Genomic DNA, 22,381 nt, shown 5'->3' on the forward strand with positions numbered 1-22,381 from the left:
TCCCTTAAAAAAACAGCACCATAATTATTAATTATCAATAAATTACGGTAAAGCTAAGATAAACAGAATGATACTATTGGCGGATAGACTATGTTTTGATGCCAAATGTTACCTCAGCCATCAGAATAAAATTTGAGGAAAATAAGCAGTTCATGTCAATTTTCGTCTTTATGCTTATTTTTCCTACTCATTGCCAAAAATTGTGTTTAATTGGCTTTTTTTTCATCAATTTAATCGTAATACCGCACAAGCGGCCTTTGTCATGATCAAATGAAGTTGTGTATACTTCAGCTACCTTATTTAGCCCATTAGCTATTCGTGTTTATTTTTTAGCCTTACCAATAAATACTTAGCTAATCTCTAAATAAATGAAGCTGGGTAGATACGTTTATGCGAGATCGCTGTACCATGCTAAAAGGGGTATAAACTCGCCCTATGGGGTTCGGATGCAATCTGTTTTACTATTGTTTTCTATTACGTGATTGAGGAATAATGCTTTCGTTGACTCAATTCGACAAAACAGATGTATTTTGAACAAAAATCTAACACCAAAAGGTCAACGACCTCAGTAATTGAATCGAGATGCCACAAGACAACCACTTAGCACTTGTTGATGCTCTAAGCAAATGGATCGAAGAACATTTAGGTCGTGTTATCCATTTGGAAGAGCTTGCCGCCTACTCAGGCTACTCCCTCTGGCATATGCAGAAAATCTTTAAGGAAGTCACAGGGATTTCATTAGGTAAATATATTCGCCAACGTCGACTGGCGGGTGCAGTCAACCTATTAAGAAATAGCGATCAGTCTATTTTTGATATCGCCTTAGACTTTGGATTTGGCTCACAATCACATTTTACCTATATGTTTAGGAAGGAATACGGCATTACACCGTTTGATTTCAGACAAAATGTTGATATTGATTTAGATGTAAAGGAGCCACTGCATTTAACCCATAACGGTGAGTGAAGATGCCTTATTTGCGTTGAGGCCCCTCCCCCTACATCACCCAATGCCATAAGCCATTGTCACTTATGCCGTTTTATTTTCTAACTCAGTTAGGTTATCAATAAGCGGCAAAAATCATTTACTTAATCATTTTAAGATCGTGGCGAACGATAAAATGGCTCATGTTGCACCGGTTTCTCGTTATTGCTCTTTTTTAGCTAATTTACATTTTGTGTAAATAGAGTAAGGTATTTCAATAAAACATCATTAACCGGAGGCGTTGATGTCTATCAAACTGGTAGCGATTGATTTAGATGGCACTTTACTCAACTCTCAACACCAAATCACCCCTGCTGTTAAAGAGGCGGTTATTCAGGCAAAAAATAAAGGTGTCCGTGTCGTACTTGCATCTGGGCGGCCATTTTCTGGGATCTTCCCCTACCTTCAAGAACTTGGGCTAGATAATGCATCAGATTATTGCATCAGCAATAATGGTAGTGTGATACATCAAGCCAATGATGGTACCCATTTAATTGAAAACCTTCTCGATTTTGAGGATTACCAATATTTTGTTTCTCTCGCTAACGATGTTGGTGTGCATATGCATGCACTTGCACAAAACACCATGTTCACCGCCAACCGTCACATTAGCCATTACACCGTCCATGATGCTTATTTGACAAATACTCCACTCGTATATTGTCCAGCAAACGAAATGGATCCCAGTCTCAAATTTACTAAAGTGATGATGATAGACCAGCCTGAAAAGCTGAGCGTTGGGATCAGTTATATTCCTGAAGATACTTTTGAAAGTTATTCTCTCATAAAAACCAGCCCTTACTTTTTAGAAATCTCCAGTAAAACGGCAAGTAAAGGCGCAGCACTACAGCTAATTTGTGAAAAACTCGGCATTACACCTGATAAAGTCATGAGTATTGGCGATCAAAATAATGATATACAAATGCTGCAATACGCCAAATTTCCCGTCGCTATGGGAAATGCTATCGATAACGTTCGTGATATTGCAAAATTTGTCACTGCCACCAATAACGAAGACGGTGTCGCCGTTGCGCTAAATAAATTTATTAACCAACAATAATCTTTTTGGCAGTGATATTCACTGCCAATTAATCATATCTTACAGAATCAGACTACTTGTTTACCCATTCCCTTCCCTATTTCCCTACATTCAAAAGCCAAATGGATGACTAAAACCTTACTTAGCTTTCTAAATTTGATACTATCTGCCCCCTTAAAAATACTGTAATACTAAAATATTCATTGCAAAATATACATTACAAACAGGTAGTAACATGTTTTCGACTAAAGATATGGTAATTCTTGGGATGATGGTCTTCGCGCTATTTTTAGGCGCAGGAAACATTATTTTCCCTCCTATGGCAGGCTACCAATCGGGTACAGATTGGTTCAGCACATCGCTTGGCTTTATTATTACGGGTGTTATCCTGCCCTTTATGACTCTGGTTACCGTCGCCGTTAAAGGCCGTGGTGAGCGCCTGTCTGTGGATTTACCTAAGTGGGTTGCTGTCATTTTTTGGGTGGCGCTATACTTAATTGTAGGTTCAACCTTTGCGATGCCAAGGGTGACAAATACGGCTTTTGAAATGGGCTTCATTCCATTAGGTTTCATTGAAAAAAGCACCACCTCACACCTTACCTTTGCCTTGATTTTTAACGTGTGCTCTTTGTTCTTTATGCTTAAACAAGGCACGATGATCAGCGCAATCGGCAAGTTTATGACCCCAGCCTTGCTTATTCTATTGGTTGTGGTCGGGATCGCTGTGGTGGCAGAGCCATTATCTCCGATTAATGCACCAGTAAAACAATATGCCGATTATGCCTTTTTTGGTGGGGTAATTGATGGCTATCAAACCATGGACGTGCTATCTGCCATGGCCTTTGGTGGGATTGTCGCTCGTGCTTTAGCATCAAAAAATATCACTCAGCCTCGCCAAGTGGCTTTTATTACCATCAAAGCAGGCTTAATCTCTGTTAGCTTACTCGCTGCACTCTATATTTGCTTATTCTATCTTGGCGCAACCAGTGAACTTGTAGCCAATACAGCAACCAATGGTGGTCAAATATTCTCACGTTACGTGGATACATTATTCGGCTCAATTGGCACATGGATCATGTGTGGGATTGTCTTATTAGCTAGCATGACAACCCTTGTTGGCGTAACGAGTGCTTGTGCTGACTACTTTGCGACTTTCCACCATCGCTTAGGTTACCGTTTTTGGGTGGTTTTTTTCACATTGCTGACCACCATTGTCTCTACTTTCGGCCTAGACACATTATTAAGAGTGACTATTCCTGCGCTATTAATGATCTACCCATCTTCGGTCACCATTGTATTCCTGCAATTTGCAAGACGTTATATGGCTGCACCAAGAGTCACTTACGGTATTACTATCGCTGTTATCGTCTTTATGAGCCTATTAGATACATTAAATAATATGACGTTGCTAAGTGATAATGTGAAGGGCTTCCTTGTTTCAAACTTACCACTATTTGAACAAGGTATGGGCTGGTTAATACCGGGGGTTATCGCTTTCATAATTTCACTGTTTGTTGGCAACCTCTTTTGCAACAAAACCGTGCAATTAACCGATGAAAAAGCATAATTAATTACCAACGATAGCGCCCTACTTTATTGGGCGCTTTTTACCTTAGATGGCCGCCGAGTTGCAAGAAAGCAGATAATCGACCCAAGAGTTACCATTACCACTCCTTGCCAAAAACCTAATGTCAGCGCAGTGCTTAATAGAATTGACGAAAACGCCGTTGATATGACAGGTGTAAAGTAAGATAACGTACCTAATAAAGCGACATTGCCTCGGATCACAGCGAGCGTCCATAACGCATTCGCACCGCCTGTTGCTAAGGATGCCACTAACAGCAATGTGATACTGTGCCATGAAATATTGAATTGCTTATTAGGTTCAAACACAAAAAGTATCCATAACCCTATCGCAGTGAGTAGAAAAAATAGCACCATTCCATTATGCCCCCCAGAAATACGCTTAGTCACATTGCTATATAACGCCCAGAGGACAGCTCCAATAAAAACGAGTAAATAACTTAATGGGTTACTTGAAATATTATCCGCAATTACCGCAACTGAAATAGGTTGATCACCCGAAATGACCCATATTAACCCAGCAAATGCTAACAGTAGCCCAATACCAAGCAATAGAGTAAACCGCTGGCGATTAAACAAAACAGCTAATGCTATCGTAAAGCTGGGCCATAAATAATTCACCATCCCTAATTCAATAGCCTGTTGTCGGTCTTTTGCCAACCCCAGAGCTAATACAAAACACATTTCATAACTAACAAAGAGTAATGTTCCCCAAATTAAGTAGCGCTTAGGATAAGCACGAATTTTGGGAAACCCCATAAATACAACCAGAATGGCAGTACCAAGGCTATAAATTAATGCGGCTCCACCAACAGCACCAAAGTTTTCACTCGCACTTCGCACTAAACCAACAATCGTACTCCACAGTAAAATAGAGACTACGCCATAAAATGTTGCTGCATGTTGCCCTAATTTCATTGTTTACTCAATTTAACCGTTAGTTTTGAATTTATGAGAAAAACCTTAAAGCTCAGCCTATTAGAAAGCAAGTATTATTGATAACCTTTATTAAATTGAGTGAAAATGGGCTAGCTGACATCGGCGTCAATAAAAGGGAAATAAGAGCCAGCCAGAATGACATGACTCTTATTTTTATGATGATTAAATAGATTTTTGCTTATCCCACTGGGCTACATTTTCCTTATCCCAAATCCCCTCTTCTACCTGCGTTTTTAATTCAGGGTGCTGAGCAATATCAAATGTAGGAATTTTTCCTGCTTTCCTTTGCAAGTTATAATCTTTGGTTAATTTAAACGCGATACCAGACAGTAGCAAGATGGCAATTAAATTAGTAATTGCCATCAGCCCCATCGATAAATCCGCCATTTTCCATATCAATGGCATCTCGGCTAAGGCACCAAACATCACCATGCCTAATGCAGCTAGGCGCAAGATAAGCAAACCTGCGGTGTGATTATTTTCTAAGAATATCATATTGCTCTCTGCGTAAGCATAGTTGGCAATAATTGAAGTGAATGCAAAGAAAAAGATTGCGATTGCGATAAAGGTTGACCCCCAACTTCCCACGACAGATGACAAGGCCTGCTGCGTTAATTCAATTCCGCTGATTTTATCCATTGGGTTTTCAAGTACACCAGACGAGAGAATAATGATCGCCGTCGCACTGCAAATAACAATCGTATCCATAAAAACACCCAGCATTTGCACATAACCTTGTGAAGCAGGATGTGGGGGATATGGAGCGGCAGAAGCGGCTGCATTCGGTGCAGACCCCATCCCCGCTTCATTCGAAAATAACCCGCGCTGGATACCTTGAGTCATCGCTTGAGCAACACCGTAACCAATTGCCCCCCCTGCCGCTTCCTGTAACCCAAAAGCGTTGCGGATAATCATCATAAAGACGTCAGGTAAGCGTTCAATATGATGTCCAAGTACCCAAAATGCTAGCAGTAAATAAGCCAATGCCATAATAGGAACGATTAGCTCAGCAACCTTTGCAATTGATTTTAATCCGCCAAAAATAACAACACCACTCATCACCACAAGCGCAATGCCAACATATAGAGGGTTAAAATCAAATGCTACAGCAGTTGCTTGTGCAATTGAGTTTGCTTGAACGGCATTGAATACCAATCCAAATGCAATAATTAAAAAGATGGAAAATAACACGCCCATCCAACGGCGGTTTAACCCTTTTTGCATATAGTAGGCAGGACCGCCTCGATAATTTCCTTGGTCATCTTTTGTTTTGTACAATTGAGCGAGGGTTGATTCAATAAATGAGGTTGCCATCCCTAACATCGCAACCACCCACATCCAAAAAATGGCTCCAGGGCCTCCTGCCGTTATCGCAATGGCAACACCGGTTAAGTTCCCTGTTCCCACCCGAGCCGCTAAGCTGGTACACAATGCTTGAAAAGACGATATCCCTGCTTTATCGGCTTGATTACTATTTTTTAAAACACCAAACATATGACCAAAATGGCGAAACTGAATAAATCCTGTACGAAGTGTAAAGTAAACACCTACGCCAAGTAATAAATAGATGAGGAGCGACCCCCAAACAATGTCGTTTAGATAATTTACGATTTCTACCAAACCATTCCCCTTACTTTATTATATGTAAATAAAGATCGCTGTATAATTAATGATAATCTTTGTAATGTTTCATCTCACCAAGCACCCTTTCGATTATAAGAAACCAATCCCTAAACGTGCACAATGAAATACAAAACAAAGAGTCATAAAACTATATTTTTTTATCTTCCGTGTAAAACATTTTTTAAGTTTAAATTTTGAGATTGATATTTGTTATATAAACACCTAATATAAAGATGTGTACTAGATAATACTTTTTATTTAAAATCAACAAATTAAATACACAACAAGAGTGAAATCATAAAGTTAATCATTTGATTTTATGATATTATCGCTCTATTCACCAACTTGGTTATATAATAATCAAAATTTTATATTATTCCCTTTTATAAATACATATTTCTTTATTATTAATAATTCCTGCTCTACTAATAAAATGAATAATTTAATTTCACCAACATATTCAGTTTATTATTCAATAAATTTATCGCCTTATATTAAGAGTGAATACCCTCAAACTGTTTATTAAACAAGCAAATAGAACATTTAAAAAAAACATCATAAAAAGAGCATTGAAAAATGATTATTGCTTCTATTTATACATCACCATAAAATTTACAATTAAATCGAAACCCTATTTAAGGTTAAAAAATGAAAATCACCATTAAAATCTCTGATGATGCTGTATCCCAAAGCCTTTATGACGCATTTGCTTCAGAACTAAGAGCAAGGGTATTAGAAGTTTATCCAGGTAGCGATCTCTATATTATTCATGATACTGGAGCAACTACATTTGAAACTTCTGGTTTTCATGATGACAAAGAAGCTCATATCGTTCTTCATGAATTAGTTGAAGACGTTCTCCATCATGGGCATTGGTCAAAATAATTATTCGCCTATGTTTTAGCCAGCCTTTACTTATATTCATTAAATTAAAGGCTGGTTACTCTCTCCTCCTCCATCTCTCCATAGTGGCAATTGCTGATCAAGATCATATTTGTTACAAATAAGCTAATCTTAGTCACAAAACCGCTTTTCTTATTACCGTTATATGATAAATTATATAACGTAATTTTCATTTACATTGCTTTTGCTCAATATGGCAGCCAGTGTTTTTACTGGCTCTTTTTTTGTTTCAAAATGCGAAATAATACTTAGGACACCCTCTTTTCGGCCTATTCTGCTATAGTCTCTGTCTATTATCCGATAAAGTTAAAATTCATTTAGTGTAAAACTAGAGGTACTGCCATGAAACGTCTTTTACTTGCTGTATGCTTTACACCGATTATCGCACTAGGCGCTAATGAACCACTAAATATTAGCCAAACTGCCATTGATTATTGTGATATTACAGGCCAAACACTCAATGATGCCTATCGTTCAGATAAAAGCAGCAACGAATTAGCAGCAGATGCACTTACTCAGCTAAAAAGTAAAAATGTTGATCTCGCTAAATTAGAGACAAACGAAGCTGATTTACAAAAGAACTTGGCTGTTGTCATTAAAACCATCCGCGATAATAAAGGTAGCTTTAAGAGCCAGGACGAATTCGCGAAATCGCTAAATGACTCAATCTCCGCTTGCAAAATCCAAACTGAGCTTCTGTTGAACAAAACGAAATAAGCATCAATCTATAAAAATGTACCCAGTCTCTATCGAAACTGGGCACATTCTATTATCTCATGAGCTGTTATGGTTGCTCTTTTTGGCATATCGTCTTGATAGAGGCCTGAATGTCCTCGTTATCGCTCAACAATAACTGATTCTTCCCTGAAAATTGCCCGTCACGAATATCAATATTAGCAACAAAAAGTAGTGCACGACCATCATTACCGACCTGATATGTGCCGCATACGCCTACACTTTCACCTTCTTTGTATTGATTCCGCTTAACAACCTTAACGTCATTGAAGTTCACAGGTTGCTGTGAGGCGAGTTTATTTTCGACCAATTGCTGAGCCATTTTTTGAATGTCGGAGTCATGAATTGCTGTAACATATTGATATACAAAGCCAGCAATAATAATCAAAATGACGATAAACAGTTTGGTTTTTATACGTTTCAATACATAATCCTTCTTGGCATTTAGCTAGTCAGACTAATTATAACGATATTAACTTGTTTTATGTGAACAAAATGAGCCAAGTTCGCTAAAATTTGATTTATTGGTGAATACAACAAGCGTGTTCTATAAGCCGTTATTAAGGATATCTTATCTTTTATTAATTAACTTATAATATTGTCAATTTAATTAATTTTTCATTCAATATAATATTCCATCACATTAATTTGATATTTAATTTTTATATTTTTTCATTATTCATTAATAAAAAAAACGTTTTCTAATTTCACTCATAATATTATAATTGAGAAATGATTATCATTTAAATATGGGAATAGAATGAAAGAGAGGATCGTAAAAAATCTTGTTGAGCTTACTTATGGTACTAACAACGATGTAAAAATAGCGGCAATTAATGCTTTAGGTGATTATAAATGTTCAATCGAGCAAGAAGACGCTATTGATAGATTGTTAGTTTTATGTGACGATTATAATAAAGAGATTGCCGTCGCTTCAATTAGTTCATTGAGTAAATTAGCGAAGTTTTTCTCTGATCTATAACGGTAGCATGCCATAACCAATTTAACCCGTGCCAATCAACATAAAAATTACTTACAAATCAATTAATTGCGATTGAAAGAAGAAGCATATTCAAAATACCAATATATTTATTACGTATTACTGCCTATAAAAAATAAAAATAGTTACTTTATTTTAAAGATCAATACAACTTTTTTTCATTGTGAAGGAAATAAGAGTAGTTAGTGATGAAACTATGATATATCTCTTTATTTAGGTAAATAACATTGAAATAATAAATAAAAGAGCCAAAATAATTATTAGTCGGTACCCAACAGGAGTATAAATATGAATTATTTAAAGCCTCTTTTTATTTCAGCAAGTTTATTTGCCATTAGCTTTTCTTCTTTCGCATATAACGATAATAATTATTGTGATGGTGCTTGGCATAAAAATGGTTATCACAATCAGCAACAATATAATGACCGCCCTTGTGATAATAACCGTCACTACAACGGTTCTGGACGTCACTATGGTCGCCATAATGGAGCTATGCAATATTCAACGTCAATTCAGACAACTCAGCCAGATGAGACCCTGAAAAAAATTGCAGCTGATGCGCCAAAGGGAGAAAGTGGTAAACAATACGTTGTTCGAGTCTCCGTTATTGAAATTTCAAACAATAATACCCCTCAACAGCGATAAACGAATTAGGGCAGTTAACACTGCCCTACAACTCACATCATCAAACGACCTACGAGATAAAAATCATATACCGATAGGCTGATAGCCTTGCCATTCAGGCTTAAAATGCTCACCGTCTGGCTGAGGGATAAGGTGAATATAATAATTGCCAATTTGATCCAATAAGAGACAATCATCAACATCCTTTAAATTGTCTTTATGCTGCTGTTGGCAATTAACTAATAATGCATTAATCGCTTTTTGCTTTGCTTCCGCCGCCGATTCAGCAACGAATAGATCAAACTCATGCAGTTCGGCCAGAGTAGATGGCTGATACCCTCCAACATTAATAAAGTATAGCCGCTGTGTCGTTAAAGAAGGCTCCTGATGTAGTTCGATTTTAAATCCATCCACCCAATTAATCGTTGCATAGCCGTCGATATGGATCTTATCCTTATCGCCAAACCAAGCTTCCCGCAATGCAGGCCAAGCATCTGTCGGTTTTTCGGCTACAACGAATTGAATATCATGAACTTCTATATTTGACTTCCCTGCATTGCCACCAACATAAAACATAAATAACTTCATTTTATCATCCAAATTATTATACAACCTTCGATATGTAATTCATTATACAACCATTGATGTATGAAAAGAAATTTTTTATCACAACAAACCATAAATTCTGAGTGATTATTTATATTTATCAATATATTAAAGTAATAATTAACCTGTATTTTGCTTAAAGTCCGATCTTAACAAAATGAATAAATAATCACTTGTGATAAATAATTATTTACAACAAATCTATTTTCAGTAATCTAATGATTACTATTTTTTTGCAAGGAAACACCATGGATCGTCGTTCTTTTCTAAAAACAAGCTCAGCCGTTATGGGCGGATTAGCTGTAAACTCTCTTTTCAATCAAGCTATTGCGGAAACAAAAACGCAATTTTTGCTTGATGCGCAACACCCTTTGCTGCTTAATTTTAATGAAAATTCACTCGGCATGTCGCCAAAAGCAAAAGATGCCGTTATTGCCGCTCTACCCGGTTCATTCCGCTATCCTGATGATGCTAGAGCTGACCTAATTGCAGCACTAGGTAAACACTATGCCTTGACCGACAAGCATGTCACATTGGGAAATGGCTCTTCAGAAACCATCCAAGCTGCCGTTGCGATGCTAGCAGCAAAAGCACGCCAACAAAATCAAGGACTTCAACTTATTACGCCCGACCCAACATTCAATTACGCCGAGTTATATACTCAATCATTTGCAGGTAAAATCACTAAAGTTCCGTTAAAAGAAGATTTGTCATTCGACCTAAAAAAAATGGAACAACTTGCTGATGAATTTGATGGGTTATCAATCATTTATATTTGTAACCCAAATAACCCAACGGCGATGATCACACCAGCAAGCGAATTAAGCGAATGGATGCATAAATCTTCAGATAAACAATTTTTCATCGTAGACGAAGCCTACGCTGAATTCGTTGAAGACCCGAAATTTATCAGTGCCATTGAGCTTGTGAAACAGGGTAAAAATAACCTTGTTGTCACTCGCACCTTTTCAAAGATTTTTGCGTTAGCAGGACTGCGTGTTGGTTACGGTATCGCAACCCCTGAAGTTATTGCTGCCATTGATGCGTTTTTACCTTTAGATAATACCAATACGGCTGGCGCCGTTGCCGCTCTTGCTTCTTTGCAGGATAAATCATTTATTGCATATAGTCTGAAATCCAATAACTTATCTAGAAAAATCGTTGAAACCGCATTAGATGAACTCGGTATTACCTATGCCCCTTCACAAGCGAATTTTATCTTTCATAAAGTTAAAGGTGATGTCAAAACATACCAAAAAAGAATGGCCGATGCGCACATTATGGTTGGACGTGAATTTCCACCAGCAATGGGTTGGAGCCGTTTAACGCTAGGTACCCCCGAAGAGATGGAGCAATTTGTTATTGTATTAAAACAGTTCCGCGAGAAAGGTTGGGTATAGTCGCTCGTCTCTCCCCTATATTTAAGACAGGGGAGAGACATATTTAAGCCCTTAAAATGGGCCTTTGAAGATAAAAAAGGCGCCCGCAAAGATCAAAATAAAGCCAATAATATGGTTTATCGAAATACTCTCCCCAAGATAAAGCACAGAAAACACCACAAAGACACAAAGTGTGATAACTTCCTGCATCGTTTTTAATTCAGCTGCACTATAATATTGATGCCCTAGCCGATTGGCTGGAACCGCAAAGCAATATTCTACAAATGCAATTAACCAACTGAAAAAAATGATGCTATACAGTGGTTTATCTGTAAACTTTAAGTGTCCATACCATGCAAACATCATAAAAACATTTGAAATCACTAATAATAAAATAGGATAAGATTTAGCAAGCATTTTGGTTAACGTTGAGCAGATAATTTTGACCATTATGAGATCAAAACAAATAAAATTCATTAGAATTTATTTTTCACTCTCACTATCGACACTGCGGATCCTTATTGGTAAAACCACCTGCTATATTCATCAATAAATGAAGAGATTTTGAGGAATCGTATTATGATCCAGTACCGATTAATGGAAATAACGGATTGTGAAAAAGTTGCCCAATTGTTGCAAATTAACGCACAATCACAAGGTGGTGGGTTATTAGGTGAGTACCCTTTAGGTAAAGTTAAAGGGATGTTTGCTAGCGCAAGTCATACCGTTGTAGCCTATGAAAATGGACATATTGTTGGCGTCGTTTTTAGTTTTAGCCCTCTCGCTAAAGCCCTCCCTGCATTGGCGCAATATATCACCCAACACTTTGCCCCCATTATAGAAAATAATTGGTTTTACGGTCCCGTATGTATTGATACTGCATATCGAGGGAAAAGTATTCTTAAATCCCTGTATGACACGATATGTGCTAAACAGACCGGTCAACCCGTCGCATTTATTAATAGTAGTAACATACGCTCTTTAAAAGCACATCAGAAATTAGGTATGCAGAAAATTGCTGAATTTACCTTCCAGCATATTCTCTACTATTTAGTTAAACCATAAACCATCATAGCGCTACAGTTCCATTTTCCACAATACCCCCATTAAATGTACCAAGTAGTACATTTTTGTTTTCATTCCTCGTTTCTTACGTTACATTAGTAAAATAACGTTTTGAGGAGTTCTTTTTATGACTGATTTTTTAGCCGCTAATCAAAAAGCATGGGATAAGCAAGCTTTACTGCAACAGCCTTGGTCAATTCCCGTTGACTCTCCGACCATTGCAAAAGCAAAACAAGGTGAATGGCAAGTTCATTTGACGCCTTCGCCATTACCTAAAGCGTGGCTTGGCGATATAAAAGGGAAAAAAATTCTATGTCTAGCCTCAGCAGGAGGGCAACAAGCCCCTGTTTTATCTGCTGCTGGTGCTGATGTCACTGTTTTTGACCTATCAGATAAACAATTAGAACAAGATAGACAAGTTGCTATTCGTGAGAATTTAAAACTAGAAACTATTCAAGGTGATATGCGAGATCTACACGTATTCCCAGATAACCACTTTGATCTCATTTTCCACCCTATTTCTAATCTTTATATACCGGATGTAAATCCTGCTTGGCGTGAATGTCATCGTGTTTTAAATACACATGGCAGACTACTATCCAGCTTTTTTAACCCAATCGTTTTTGTCGGTGACCGTGACCCACAATATAAGGAGCAACAAATAATTAAGCCGACTTATAAAATGCCTTTTTCTGAAATAGAGGCATTAACCCAGGAACAAATCCACTTGAAACAGCAAAATCAAGAAGCTTTTGTTTTTGGTCATTCATTAACCGATTTAATTGGTGGACAAATAAAGGCCGGTTTTCAGCTCGCTGGGTTTTATGAAGATTGGCAACCTAACCCTCGATTTGTTATTGACCATTACCTGCCGACTTTTTTAGCGACATTTGCGATTAAAACCGCCTAGTCATTTAGAAATGATGAAAGCTGATTTTTTGATAAATCAGCCTGCTTGTTTGGCTGGCAATATTTTTCCCATACAAATTCAAATTGTTCTATTGGGATAATGTCATCAATTTCTTCAACAAAAGGAATGGATACCATCGTGTTACCTGACGCATTTTTATGGGAGCGCACGATAAACCGTTTAAAGCCATAGGGTAACTCATTTTTAAACCCAAATACTTCACCACAATAATAACCCGTTTCTTCACCATCCTGGGTTTTATTCAGCACATGGTAATTAACATTTCGATACTTAGCCGCCGTTGGGTAAGCGAGAAAATCTTCTACTGAGTTTTCAATTTTCTTTTTAGTGTCGAATTCTGATACTTGAGCGATATTCGTCATAATACCCGCAATATAAGCACCACCAACCATAAGCAACAGAACTAGGCTTCTTAATAACATTTTTACCACAGCGATTTTTTATAAAACGTACCTAATTACTATATTGAAATTGTAACAAAATGCGACAAATAAGTGAGCGCAGAATGAATTATTTGCATTAAAAAATAATTATTCCTGATAAGTAGATATATAACACTGTCTTTTGTGAATTATTGATACATTCTCCAGAGGTAGATCAATATCGCCGCTGAGAGACACCAGACAACCGTCGCAGACCCTAAACAAAACCACGCTGAAAATTTTGTGGCGAGCCAATAGACTGTCAGTAAATACAATAGATATGGAATTAATGACCATATACCAAATAATGCGGTCTTACGTAGTGCTAATGCTCCCTGCTCTTGAACAATGATCACATGGGCGATCAAGGCAAATGTTGGGAACAAAGGTACTAAACCTGCTATATAAAATGTCTTACTTTTTGATAGTAAAGCAATAATTAAAACGGCTAATGCCCCTAATGAACACTTTAAGAACAATGAAAGCATAGTGGTATCTTATTATTTAATAACATTAACAGTTATATTATCTCTAAATATAAAAAAGTAATCAGTTATTTTTTTGCTTAGGTATATTGCTGTGCCGCCAAAAAATAATCATTATGAAACAATAAGTTAATTTCAATTCCCTCGATTAAGCCCTCGTTATATTTCGGTTAGCATTCAGTTTGAATATAAAGTATACGCATTTCCTGCCGATACCATTAGGGAATACCTACACCTGACTTCTGTATGACCACCATAAGGTGTGTAGCAAATCACTTAGCGATTTGATCATCACCTTATATCAAATAAGTCGTTTATTTGTACGTGTTGAAACATGTTACCGACAGTATGTAAGGAAATAATAATGATGTTCGCGACTTCACAAAAAACTGATTCCCCTTTTTCCCGGTTCTCATTTTCAGGTCTTAAAACAACAACTCTCATTTGGATATTATCTGGATTACTGATCCTACTATTACTCTCTTCATGTTGGTTATTTTTTAGTTATCTTAAAAATTATCAAACGGCACTAGAAAGACTAGATGATATTTATCAAGAGCAGTCTGCACTAAATGATACATGGCAATCTCTTTTACAGGCTCGAAATACCTTAAATAGAGCCAGCTCAAGACATTTGTTAGTGATAAACAAAATGCAAACTGCTAATACTGATATTGATAGTTTAGTTCAACAATTTCAGGAGAAGATGAATAAAACCGAATCACAATGGGCAACTTTTACAGAATTAACACAAAATAAAAACGAATTAGCATTTAATGAGTTACAACAAAGCTATACTCAATTACATTCAGCGTTAATGGAACTATCTCTATTTTTAGTTCAAGGAAAAACTTATGAATTCTTAAATCAACCTACACAAGGTTTTCAAGATACTTTCGAACAAAATTTCAATTATTATCATCAGCAGTTAAATCAGGGTTATCATGATATCACCGCGGCAAGCGAAGAATTGTATCGCAAAAGTCTGATTGGTATTATCGCGGTGATCATTAGCCTAACATTGGTAACCTTACTCGTACGTTTAGTTCTACAACATTTATTTATTCGCCCTCTTAATCAAGTCATTGATGGCATAGAAAAAGTCAGTCAAGGGGTCCTTCACCATCATTTTGACAATAAAGGGTTAGCAGAAATTAAACTGTTGAAACAGCATGTTTCGAATATGCAGAGTAAGTTAATTAATATCGTCAAAAATATCTATTCTAATACCCATACTATCAAAGATGAGATCGGTGATATCACTCAAATGAATCAGGACCTATCTATTCGTGCAGATCAACAAGCTGCTGCTATTGTGGAAACGGCTGCAAGTATAGAGGAATTAGATTCATCCTTTAAACTTAATAGCGCCCATACTCATGAATCCTGCCAACTAATGGCACAGAACGGCATTACTATTGATAAGAGTAGTGAACTTATTTCTGACGTCGTTGAGAACATGGATGATATCGTCGATTTCTCTAAAGAGATCAGCAAAATCACATCAACCATTGATAATATTGCCTTTCAAACTAATTTATTGGCTTTAAATGCCGCAGTAGAGGCCGCCCGAGTTGGCGAGCATGGCAAAGGTTTTGCTGTTGTTGCAAATGAGGTACGTGAGCTGTCGATGAGCTGTAATCAAGCATCTAAAGAAATCAAAGTGCTGATTGATAATTCAAATGAAAAAATTCATCACTGCTTCCAATTAGCCGCTGATGCTAACGATAATATTGTGGCTATCGCAAGAAGTACCGCTAATATTAATGAAATGATACAGAACATCTCGCATGCGTCTAATGAGCAGACTCATGGTGTTGGACAAATCCATATTGCAATTAATGAACTCGATAACACCACCCAAGCGAATGCGGCAATGACGAAAGAATTGCAAGGTTCATTACAATCCTTAAAAACTCAGTCTGAATTACTTGAGGAGATCATTGCGACCTTTCACATTGAACCTACCTCTACACCAACCAAATCGCATAACCAAGAATAAGCCATATTCGTCCAAACAAGGTAGTTACTCAGTAACTGCCTTTACGACTGTCTATAAAAGCATTTTTAATTGGATATTCATTGCTTTTTGTCTGATATAACAGTAAGACTAATTAGCTATTCACCAATTAAATAATGAGTAAAAATGACAATAAAAATATCTGTACTTGTTGATAACAATACCCTTATCGATAGCTACTTTTGTGGTGAGCCAGGTGTTTGCTACCATATCGAAGCTGATGGCCATAAAATTCTTTTTGACACTGGTTACTCCGATATTTTTATCGATAACGCACACACATTAGGGATAGACCTTGCTACGATCACTGATTTAGCCCTGTCTCACGGACATAACGACCATACATGGGGACTGAATCATTTAATACAGCACTACGATAGACGTAATTGCTATTTTCCACAAAAGATCCGCTTGATTTACCATCCAGATGCACTTCTTCCAAAGCAATTTGACACCAAAGTGATTGGTGCCAATATCCCCAAAGATGTATTAAAGGCTTATTTTGATAACTATGAAACAGATAAGCCGTTTTACCTTTCCGACAATGTTATATTCTTAGGGCAGATCCCGAGAAATAATACTTTTGAAGGGAAAGAACCTATTGGAACGACGATTAATGCAGACCATCAAACTATTGATGACTATGTTTGGGACGATAGTGCATTGGCAATAAAAACCACGGAAGGGTTGATTATAGTTACCGGATGTTCGCATTCAGGTATTTGCAATATTGTTGAATATGCAAAACAAGTGACAAAAATAGATAAGATAGTGACAGTCATCGGCGGTTTCCATTTACAAGAAGCCTCTGATGAGGTTTTAAATCAAACTGGGCACTATTTTAGCCAACTTAATGTCGATCAAATACATCCCTGCCATTGTACGGATTTAGCGGCTAAAATTCATCTTTCCAAGTTTGCAGCCATTAAAGAAGTTGGCGTTGGATTAGTGTTAACTTACCCTTCATAATTAAATCAAATTGAGTGACGATAAAAATCTTTTTCGTCACTCTTTATGTTTTTCAGCGAAATAACAGTAAAAAAGTCACCATTGCAACATGGCGTTAACATGATTGACTTATTTTCAATGTTTTTAGTAATTTAATGATAGTGCTATAATTAAACTCGAGAGCCAAGGTCACCATCTGCTTTTTCACCAGCAATCATGCGTGTTAATTCTTCACAACGCACGATTTTCCCTTCAGATAAATGGAAGCAGGCAAATACTTCAAATTCACTAACATCTCCGCTCTTTTTCTCAGCATGTGCAATATGTTGGGTATGTACACAGTCTTGCCCTTCGGCAATGGATTTTATGGTAATACTAATATTATTCGTGGCCTCTTTTAATACCTTAAGATGCGCAACAAATTCTTCATAATTAATTTTTTTACCGTCGACAATTTGTATGTAGTTTGGCGAAAAATATTGTTCAATCACTTCCTCTGAACCAATCTCTTTGCCAAGCACATCCGTTAGAGCTTGTTCAACAAATTTTATCTTATTCATTCTTTATCCCATTTAGTTTATATATCATGATTTGATAGATATCTTGGCATCGACGTGTTATTTCAAGCTTACCTTTAAAAATTATCATAAAATACCTAGAAACAGATAAAAAGTGCGAACAAAAGCCGACAAAAAATATTTTATTGTTTATGGTTTTTAGCCTTTTACGGAAGGATGATATAATAATTCGGCTCACACATTTATTTGAGGGTAAACAGTCGGTTCTATGACCGCCATTGAAGATAAGTTAACTCAAAACATAATAAAACAGGGCTTCACTAGATATGAAACCCTTTAATTTAACCTGAGCTTATTTTAATTTACTGTTACACAACTCTTGTAGCCGATTAATAAAGCGTGCAACATGGAAGCCATCACAAACTGCATGATGAACCTGTACTGAGAGCGGCAATAACAGTCTATCCCCTTCTTGCTGATATTTTGCCATTGTTATAATGGGTGCAAAATAATCGGTAAAATTAGCAACATTTAAATTAAAGCTATCAAAATTAACCCAAGGTAATGCTGAAATATTTAAATGATTTTCTGGTGTTACCCCTTGAGGAAATAATTTGGTATCACTTTTATAACGTTCCATTACCGATAAATAATTCACCATAAATTGATCAATATCGGATGAGTATGGGCAACTCAGTGCTGAAAATGTCTCTGTTTCTTGATGGAATACGGTGAATTGTGGGTCGACTGAATCCCATACGATCAATTCATCATCTTTTATCGCCATTCTCAACTCATCAAATTGATTCACGGCCTGAGCAATCAGATAGATCATTACCGGATAAAACTTATACGCTGAATCATCCAATGACTTTTTTAACGTCGTGATATCAATTTTGCTTGTTAAGCTAAAACCACATGGTAAACGATGCCGATAAAACTCAAAATGCTCACGGCGAACCCAATTTTTTACATCAAATTTTGTATAGTTCATAACATATCCCTTCTGAATTTTTATTTACTAAATGACTTTAATCAGAAGGGCATTCTCTCTGTCTGGATGGATAACATTTTCCCTCCACTTTTAGCTCAAAATACGATAGGTAATAATAATAGCAAAATTCTGCACAAACACTAAACCCTAACTAAAAACATCCATCATATTTCTAGCATGTCTAAATGATCCCGTCATTTTTATCGCTGTTGCTCACTATAATCAGCTACATTTCCCGAGTAATTCGCCTTAAGAAGCGGGTTATCTGTAGCAAAAGAGAATATAAATTGTTACTACCAATACGATAAGAATAACTATACTAAAAATTATCAAGGTCATCCTTTCTTCATTATCAATCTGTTTTGCTATTACCTCTGGCTTCTCTATTTTCTCCATTTCACGTTGATACTTTGTTACTGAGTGCTTCTTTGCTTCCCTGCTTTTATCAAACAGTGACAAAATAATAACCGGAAGGATAAGGACCAGAGCAATAAAACCGATAATGATTGAGAATGTAATAACAATTAGCCCATCCATAAAATTCCTGTTATTAATATGTTATTGTATTACTTTTATACCAATACAAACCAACAAATATTTTTATATCTTCCCCATATATTTTTTTCTAAGCTCTTCAATACTAGGTCTATCACTTTTGTCTTTTGGTAAATTAATTATGGATCCATGCAGCACACTATATACTGGGTCAATATTCAAATCATCGGAAATTTCCACTTCATAATTACTATTGATCTTTAATAGGCCTAAATCAAATAATGTATGTATGTCCGCCCTAAGTAAAATCCCATTGTTAACAATATCTCCTTGACTTCCTGACTTTGAAAAAGGATTAATATGAGCAGCTTCAAGTAACTCCTGAATAGAGCATCCAGTAACTGCACATTTTCCTTCATAAGCATAGAGTAGGCTTTGCCGAAATTTTCGTTGCCCTCTACGATATAAAATAGATCGAGTTACATATTCCGGTAATGACTCATGATGATTAGTATCAGAAGTGAGATGTGTATTTACTGCTGTCCTAATACTTGTTTTTTGCTTAATTTTACATCCATTATTATAACTACTTAGTATCGAAATAGCATCATTTATAGATACAACCAAATGATTTAATAAACTTTCCTCATCTTCTTTTGTAGGTTTTACTTTATAGTAAAATGACATTGGATTATAAAAAACATTGTTATACTTTGTTCCATCCCCCTTACCATCCACATTTAACCCCGAAAATTTAGTATATTTAGACTTTCTGATTACCGTATCTAAACCTTTCGGATTTGTTTTTGACTCAGCACAACCGACAACTGCCCCCTTTCCTTCCTTATCAAAACATATAGCGACATATATCCCATTGGAAACTTTCTGATTTTCAGGCAACAAACAAACATGCCATACTACAGGAAAATTACCTGCTCCTTTTGATATTTCTATAGATATTTTATTTAAAAACAATTCTTCAGAAAGTTGTTCCTCAATCTTATTTTTAAAATCATTTAATAATTTCTTAACTTTATTAGCTTCAGTTGAAGATGTTTTAAAAATATCCCCATATGTATCCTGCCTATATTCACAAATTCTATTCAATACATCGTAAAGCATTAAAAACTCTCCTTTATATAAAGGAGGTAACTTTAACACATTCGATTAATTAATATAACAATGAATTATTAACTTATTATTTTACTATATGTGAAATTTTAACATGTAGTAAAAACTCATCTTAATAATATCAGCTGAGGAAATATATCTAAGTTAATACGCGTTTATGGTAGAAATAATATAATACCTACCTTAAGGCAGGTAACCCAAAAAGAACAATCAAATTAATTTAAGACAACAAAAAACGGGAGCCATTACGCTCCCGTTATTAATTATATTACGCAACAAATTACATATGGCTAATAATTGCGTCGCCGAACTCGCTACATTTCAGTAGTTTAGCGCCGTCCATCAGACGTTCGAAGTCATAAGTTACGGTCTTAGCTTCGATTGCGCCTTCCATACCTTTAACGATTAGATCAGCGGCTTCTGTCCAGCCCATGTGACGTAACATCATCTCTGCGGAAAGAATAATTGAACCTGGGTTCACTTTATCCTGACCTGCATACTTAGGTGCTGTACCATGTGTTGCTTCAAACAGTGCACATTCTGAACCAATGTTTGCACCAGGAGCGATACCGATACCACCAACTTGTGCCGCCAATGCATCAGAAATATAGTCACCATTTAGGTTCATACATGCGATAACATCATATTCCGCTGGGCGCAGAAGAATTTGCTGTAAGAACGCATCAGCAATCACATCTTTGATAATGATGTCTTTGCCATTTTTTGGATTCTTAATTTTCACCCATGGGCCGCCATCAAGTAGCTCACCACCGAACTCTTCTAATGCCAGTTGGTAACCCCAATCTTTAAAAGCACCTTCAGTGAACTTCATAATGTTGCCTTTATGAACCAAAGTCACTGAATCACGACCGTTATCGATAGCATATTCAATCGCAGCACGAACTAGACGTTTTGTTCCTTCTTCTGAGCAAGGTTTAACGCCAATACCACAATTTTCTGGGAAACGGATTTTAGTTACACCCATTTCATTTTTCAGGAAATTAATGACTTTATCTGCTTCTGCGCTACCTGCTTTCCATTCAATACCCGCATAGATATCTTCTGAGTTTTCGCGGAAGATAACCATATCAGTGAGTTCAGGTTGCTTAACAGGACTTGGCGTACCTTTATAGTAACGCACAGGGCGTAGACAGATATAGAGGTCGAGTTGTTGACGTAGCGCTACGTTCAAAGAACGAATACCACCGCCAACTGGGGTTGTCAGAGGGCCTTTAATTGAAACACGGTAATCACGGATTAAATCGAGAGTTTCTTGCGGTAACCAAACATCTTTACCATAAACTTGAGTAGATTTTTCGCCGGTATAGATTTCCATCCAAGAAATCTTGCGCTCGCCGTTGTAGGCTTTTTTAACTGCTGCATCAACCACTTTCAACATCGCTGGCGTCACATCAACACCAATACCATCACCTTCGATGTAAGGAATGATCGGGTTGTTCGGAACATTCAGTTTGCCTTTAGCATCAATGGTAATTTTAGCGCCTTCTGCCGGAACTACTACTTTGCTTTCCATTAACCTCTCCTTTCACTTGCGCATTTGCTTGTTAATTTTTTGTAAGAGACCTGTCAATACTACTTCAAACTTTCTCTAACGCCAATGGTTAGTCGTTCAAGGTTTTATGCGGATCGCATTAAACGTACTAACTGACTCACATTTTTTGTTGATTTAGTTAACACATTTCCCATTAAATCAACAAGGTACGATAAAAGTCTAATCTTAAAGAAATTACGTAACCAAGATGTTGCTTCGATGATTTAGTGAATAAATGAATAGTTGTTGAAAAAAGAGACTATTTGCAGTTTATCTTAAATGCTATTAAGAAAAATTCGTTTTGCTCACATAAACTAGGTTTATTAAAGCAATTTATCATTGTAAATTAATAGGTTTTAACAGATTTAATGATTTTAAAGTTTTTTATTATGTTATTTGGTTTT

General features: G+C 36.6%; 24 protein-coding genes. 12 read left to right on the plus strand and 12 right to left on the minus strand.

Annotated features, from left to right (window positions below):
- The first annotated feature begins 582 nt into the window (after positions 1-582).
- The 3 genes from PSE69_RS03930 to brnQ all read left to right on the plus strand — a co-directional run bounded on the left by PSE69_RS03930 (position 583) and on the right by brnQ (position 3,590).
- Complete coding sequence (locus PSE69_RS03930) at positions 583-966, plus strand: helix-turn-helix domain-containing protein (protein WP_004920708.1); 384 nt, start codon at positions 583-585, stop codon at positions 964-966.
- Between the two features lie 262 nt (positions 967-1,228).
- Complete coding sequence (gene yidA / locus PSE69_RS03935; protein ID WP_004920710.1) at positions 1,229-2,044, plus strand: sugar-phosphatase; 816 nt, start codon at positions 1,229-1,231, stop codon at positions 2,042-2,044.
- Positions 2,045-2,258: 214 nt separating this feature from the next.
- Complete coding sequence (gene brnQ, locus PSE69_RS03940; RefSeq protein WP_004920713.1) at positions 2,259-3,590, plus strand: branched-chain amino acid transport system II carrier protein; 1,332 nt, start codon at positions 2,259-2,261, stop codon at positions 3,588-3,590.
- Positions 3,591-3,616: 26 nt separating this feature from the next.
- Here brnQ and yddG read toward each other — a convergent pair whose 3' ends face one another.
- Positions 3,617-4,525: an aromatic amino acid DMT transporter YddG gene (yddG, locus tag PSE69_RS03945; protein ID WP_121874709.1), complete on the minus strand. Its 909-nt coding sequence runs from the start codon at positions 4,523-4,525 to the stop codon at positions 3,617-3,619.
- Positions 4,526-4,708: 183 nt separating this feature from the next.
- On the minus strand, positions 4,709-6,166 hold the full coding sequence (locus PSE69_RS03950) for an alanine/glycine:cation symporter family protein (protein WP_004920719.1): 1,458 nt from the start codon (positions 6,164-6,166) through the stop codon (positions 4,709-4,711).
- A 651-nt stretch (positions 6,167-6,817) separates the two neighbouring features.
- On the opposite strand from PSE69_RS03950, the gene PSE69_RS03955 reads away from it, so the two are divergent.
- Positions 6,818-7,054, plus strand: coding sequence for a DinI-like family protein (locus PSE69_RS03955; protein ID WP_004920724.1), 237 nt, complete (start codon positions 6,818-6,820; stop codon positions 7,052-7,054).
- Between the two features lie 360 nt (positions 7,055-7,414).
- Positions 7,415-7,789: a hypothetical protein gene (locus tag PSE69_RS03960; protein ID WP_004920727.1), complete on the plus strand. Its 375-nt coding sequence runs from the start codon at positions 7,415-7,417 to the stop codon at positions 7,787-7,789.
- A 67-nt stretch (positions 7,790-7,856) separates the two neighbouring features.
- Here PSE69_RS03960 and PSE69_RS03965 read toward each other — a convergent pair whose 3' ends face one another.
- Complete coding sequence (locus PSE69_RS03965) at positions 7,857-8,231, minus strand: hypothetical protein (RefSeq protein ID WP_014656135.1); 375 nt, start codon at positions 8,229-8,231, stop codon at positions 7,857-7,859.
- A 336-nt stretch (positions 8,232-8,567) separates the two neighbouring features.
- Between PSE69_RS03965 and PSE69_RS03970 the strand changes: the two genes are divergently transcribed.
- Positions 8,568-8,789, plus strand: a complete 222-nt coding sequence (locus tag PSE69_RS03970) for a hypothetical protein (RefSeq protein WP_004920733.1) — start codon at positions 8,568-8,570, stop codon at positions 8,787-8,789.
- A 306-nt stretch (positions 8,790-9,095) separates the two neighbouring features.
- A complete protein-coding gene (locus tag PSE69_RS03975) occupies positions 9,096-9,452 on the plus strand; it encodes a hypothetical protein (protein WP_004920739.1) in 357 nt (118 codons plus the stop codon).
- 63 nt (positions 9,453-9,515) lie between these two features.
- Here the strand turns inward: PSE69_RS03975 and PSE69_RS03980 are convergent, their stop codons facing one another.
- Positions 9,516-10,019 carry a DUF1543 domain-containing protein gene (locus PSE69_RS03980; RefSeq protein WP_014656136.1) on the minus strand — a complete coding sequence of 168 codons (504 nt, stop codon included), beginning with the start codon at positions 10,017-10,019 and terminating at the stop codon, positions 9,516-9,518.
- Positions 10,020-10,285: 266 nt separating this feature from the next.
- Between PSE69_RS03980 and PSE69_RS03985 the strand changes: the two genes are divergently transcribed.
- The gene (locus tag PSE69_RS03985) at positions 10,286-11,437 is read left to right on the plus strand and encodes a pyridoxal phosphate-dependent aminotransferase (RefSeq protein ID WP_014656137.1); all 1,152 of its coding nucleotides are present in this window, start codon (positions 10,286-10,288) and stop codon (positions 11,435-11,437) included.
- Between the two features lie 51 nt (positions 11,438-11,488).
- Here the strand turns inward: PSE69_RS03985 and PSE69_RS03990 are convergent, their stop codons facing one another.
- The gene (locus tag PSE69_RS03990) at positions 11,489-11,833 is read right to left on the minus strand and encodes a DMT family protein (protein WP_036943916.1); all 345 of its coding nucleotides are present in this window, start codon (positions 11,831-11,833) and stop codon (positions 11,489-11,491) included.
- 162 nt (positions 11,834-11,995) lie between these two features.
- Here PSE69_RS03990 and PSE69_RS03995 point away from each other — a divergent pair, with 162 nt between their 5' ends.
- Together PSE69_RS03995 and PSE69_RS04000 are read left to right on the plus strand one after the other, a co-directional pair.
- Positions 11,996-12,481, plus strand: coding sequence for a GNAT family N-acetyltransferase (locus PSE69_RS03995; RefSeq protein ID WP_121874564.1), 486 nt, complete (start codon positions 11,996-11,998; stop codon positions 12,479-12,481).
- Positions 12,482-12,608: 127 nt separating this feature from the next.
- Positions 12,609-13,391, plus strand: coding sequence for a class I SAM-dependent methyltransferase (locus tag PSE69_RS04000; RefSeq protein WP_121874563.1), 783 nt, complete (start codon positions 12,609-12,611; stop codon positions 13,389-13,391).
- On the opposite strand, the gene PSE69_RS04005 is transcribed toward PSE69_RS04000, so the two are convergent.
- On the minus strand, positions 13,388-13,834 hold the full coding sequence (locus PSE69_RS04005; RefSeq protein ID WP_041704994.1) for a hypothetical protein: 447 nt from the start codon (positions 13,832-13,834) through the stop codon (positions 13,388-13,390). The genes PSE69_RS04000 and PSE69_RS04005 overlap by 4 nt on opposite strands.
- Positions 13,835-13,983: 149 nt before the next feature.
- Complete coding sequence (locus PSE69_RS04010; RefSeq protein ID WP_004920759.1) at positions 13,984-14,322, minus strand: GlpM family protein; 339 nt, start codon at positions 14,320-14,322, stop codon at positions 13,984-13,986.
- Positions 14,323-14,683: 361 nt separating this feature from the next.
- On the opposite strand from PSE69_RS04010, the gene PSE69_RS04015 reads away from it, so the two are divergent.
- The gene (locus tag PSE69_RS04015) at positions 14,684-16,321 is read left to right on the plus strand and encodes a methyl-accepting chemotaxis protein (RefSeq protein ID WP_036940590.1); all 1,638 of its coding nucleotides are present in this window, start codon (positions 14,684-14,686) and stop codon (positions 16,319-16,321) included.
- 144 nt (positions 16,322-16,465) lie between these two features.
- Positions 16,466-17,308 carry an MBL fold metallo-hydrolase gene (locus tag PSE69_RS04020; RefSeq protein ID WP_014656144.1) on the plus strand — a complete coding sequence of 281 codons (843 nt, stop codon included), beginning with the start codon at positions 16,466-16,468 and terminating at the stop codon, positions 17,306-17,308.
- A 149-nt stretch (positions 17,309-17,457) separates the two neighbouring features.
- Here PSE69_RS04020 and PSE69_RS04025 read toward each other — a convergent pair whose 3' ends face one another.
- From PSE69_RS04025 to icd, 5 genes are all read right to left on the minus strand, one after another.
- On the minus strand, positions 17,458-17,847 hold the full coding sequence (locus tag PSE69_RS04025) for a nuclear transport factor 2 family protein (RefSeq protein ID WP_121874562.1): 390 nt from the start codon (positions 17,845-17,847) through the stop codon (positions 17,458-17,460).
- A 310-nt stretch (positions 17,848-18,157) separates the two neighbouring features.
- A complete protein-coding gene (locus PSE69_RS04030) occupies positions 18,158-18,799 on the minus strand; it encodes a type A-3 chloramphenicol O-acetyltransferase CatIII (RefSeq protein WP_004920769.1) in 642 nt (213 codons plus the stop codon).
- 261 nt (positions 18,800-19,060) lie between these two features.
- Positions 19,061-19,336 (minus strand): hypothetical protein, encoded by a 276-nt coding sequence (locus PSE69_RS04035; protein WP_104873540.1) that lies wholly within the window; start codon positions 19,334-19,336, stop codon positions 19,061-19,063.
- 63 nt (positions 19,337-19,399) lie between these two features.
- A complete protein-coding gene (locus PSE69_RS04040) occupies positions 19,400-20,416 on the minus strand; it encodes an HNH endonuclease (RefSeq protein WP_223854796.1) in 1,017 nt (338 codons plus the stop codon).
- Positions 20,417-20,705: 289 nt separating this feature from the next.
- Positions 20,706-21,959 (minus strand): NADP-dependent isocitrate dehydrogenase, encoded by a 1,254-nt coding sequence (gene icd, locus PSE69_RS04045; protein ID WP_004920773.1) that lies wholly within the window; start codon positions 21,957-21,959, stop codon positions 20,706-20,708.
- Between the last annotated feature and the right edge of the window lie 422 nt (positions 21,960-22,381).

The organism is Providencia sp. PROV122 (assembly GCF_028482365.1).
In the GTDB taxonomy this organism is placed as follows: domain Bacteria; phylum Pseudomonadota; class Gammaproteobacteria; order Enterobacterales; family Enterobacteriaceae; genus Providencia; species Providencia stuartii.

What these genes read in the sequence shown, in the direction of transcription:
- PSE69_RS03930 (WP_004920708.1), top strand. Translation starts at nt 583, where the DNA reads ATGCCACAAGACAACCACTTAGCACTTGTTGATGCTCTAAGCAAATGG.
- yidA (WP_004920710.1), top strand. Translation starts at nt 1,229, where the DNA reads ATGTCTATCAAACTGGTAGCGATTGATTTAGATGGCACTTTACTCAAC.
- brnQ (WP_004920713.1), top strand. Translation starts at nt 2,259, where the DNA reads ATGTTTTCGACTAAAGATATGGTAATTCTTGGGATGATGGTCTTCGCG.
- yddG (WP_121874709.1), bottom strand. Translation starts at nt 4,525, where the DNA reads ATGAAATTAGGGCAACATGCAGCAACATTTTATGGCGTAGTCTCTATT.
- PSE69_RS03955 (WP_004920724.1), top strand. Translation starts at nt 6,818, where the DNA reads ATGAAAATCACCATTAAAATCTCTGATGATGCTGTATCCCAAAGCCTT.
- PSE69_RS03960 (WP_004920727.1), top strand. Translation starts at nt 7,415, where the DNA reads ATGAAACGTCTTTTACTTGCTGTATGCTTTACACCGATTATCGCACTA.
- PSE69_RS03970 (WP_004920733.1), top strand. Translation starts at nt 8,568, where the DNA reads ATGAAAGAGAGGATCGTAAAAAATCTTGTTGAGCTTACTTATGGTACT.
- PSE69_RS03975 (WP_004920739.1), top strand. Translation starts at nt 9,096, where the DNA reads ATGAATTATTTAAAGCCTCTTTTTATTTCAGCAAGTTTATTTGCCATT.
- PSE69_RS03980 (WP_014656136.1), bottom strand. Translation starts at nt 10,019, where the DNA reads ATGAAGTTATTTATGTTTTATGTTGGTGGCAATGCAGGGAAGTCAAAT.
- PSE69_RS03985 (WP_014656137.1), top strand. Translation starts at nt 10,286, where the DNA reads ATGGATCGTCGTTCTTTTCTAAAAACAAGCTCAGCCGTTATGGGCGGA.
- PSE69_RS03990 (WP_036943916.1), bottom strand. Translation starts at nt 11,833, where the DNA reads ATGCTTGCTAAATCTTATCCTATTTTATTATTAGTGATTTCAAATGTT.
- PSE69_RS03995 (WP_121874564.1), top strand. Translation starts at nt 11,996, where the DNA reads ATGATCCAGTACCGATTAATGGAAATAACGGATTGTGAAAAAGTTGCC.
- PSE69_RS04000 (WP_121874563.1), top strand. Translation starts at nt 12,609, where the DNA reads ATGACTGATTTTTTAGCCGCTAATCAAAAAGCATGGGATAAGCAAGCT.
- PSE69_RS04005 (WP_041704994.1), bottom strand. Translation starts at nt 13,834, where the DNA reads ATGTTATTAAGAAGCCTAGTTCTGTTGCTTATGGTTGGTGGTGCTTAT.
- PSE69_RS04010 (WP_004920759.1), bottom strand. Translation starts at nt 14,322, where the DNA reads ATGCTTTCATTGTTCTTAAAGTGTTCATTAGGGGCATTAGCCGTTTTA.
- PSE69_RS04015 (WP_036940590.1), top strand. Translation starts at nt 14,684, where the DNA reads ATGATGTTCGCGACTTCACAAAAAACTGATTCCCCTTTTTCCCGGTTC.
- PSE69_RS04020 (WP_014656144.1), top strand. Translation starts at nt 16,466, where the DNA reads ATGACAATAAAAATATCTGTACTTGTTGATAACAATACCCTTATCGAT.
- PSE69_RS04025 (WP_121874562.1), bottom strand. Translation starts at nt 17,847, where the DNA reads ATGAATAAGATAAAATTTGTTGAACAAGCTCTAACGGATGTGCTTGGC.
- PSE69_RS04030 (WP_004920769.1), bottom strand. Translation starts at nt 18,799, where the DNA reads ATGAACTATACAAAATTTGATGTAAAAAATTGGGTTCGCCGTGAGCAT.
- PSE69_RS04035 (WP_104873540.1), bottom strand. Translation starts at nt 19,336, where the DNA reads ATGGATGGGCTAATTGTTATTACATTCTCAATCATTATCGGTTTTATT.
- PSE69_RS04040 (WP_223854796.1), bottom strand. Translation starts at nt 20,416, where the DNA reads ATGCTTTACGATGTATTGAATAGAATTTGTGAATATAGGCAGGATACA.
- icd (WP_004920773.1), bottom strand. Translation starts at nt 21,959, where the DNA reads ATGGAAAGCAAAGTAGTAGTTCCGGCAGAAGGCGCTAAAATTACCATT.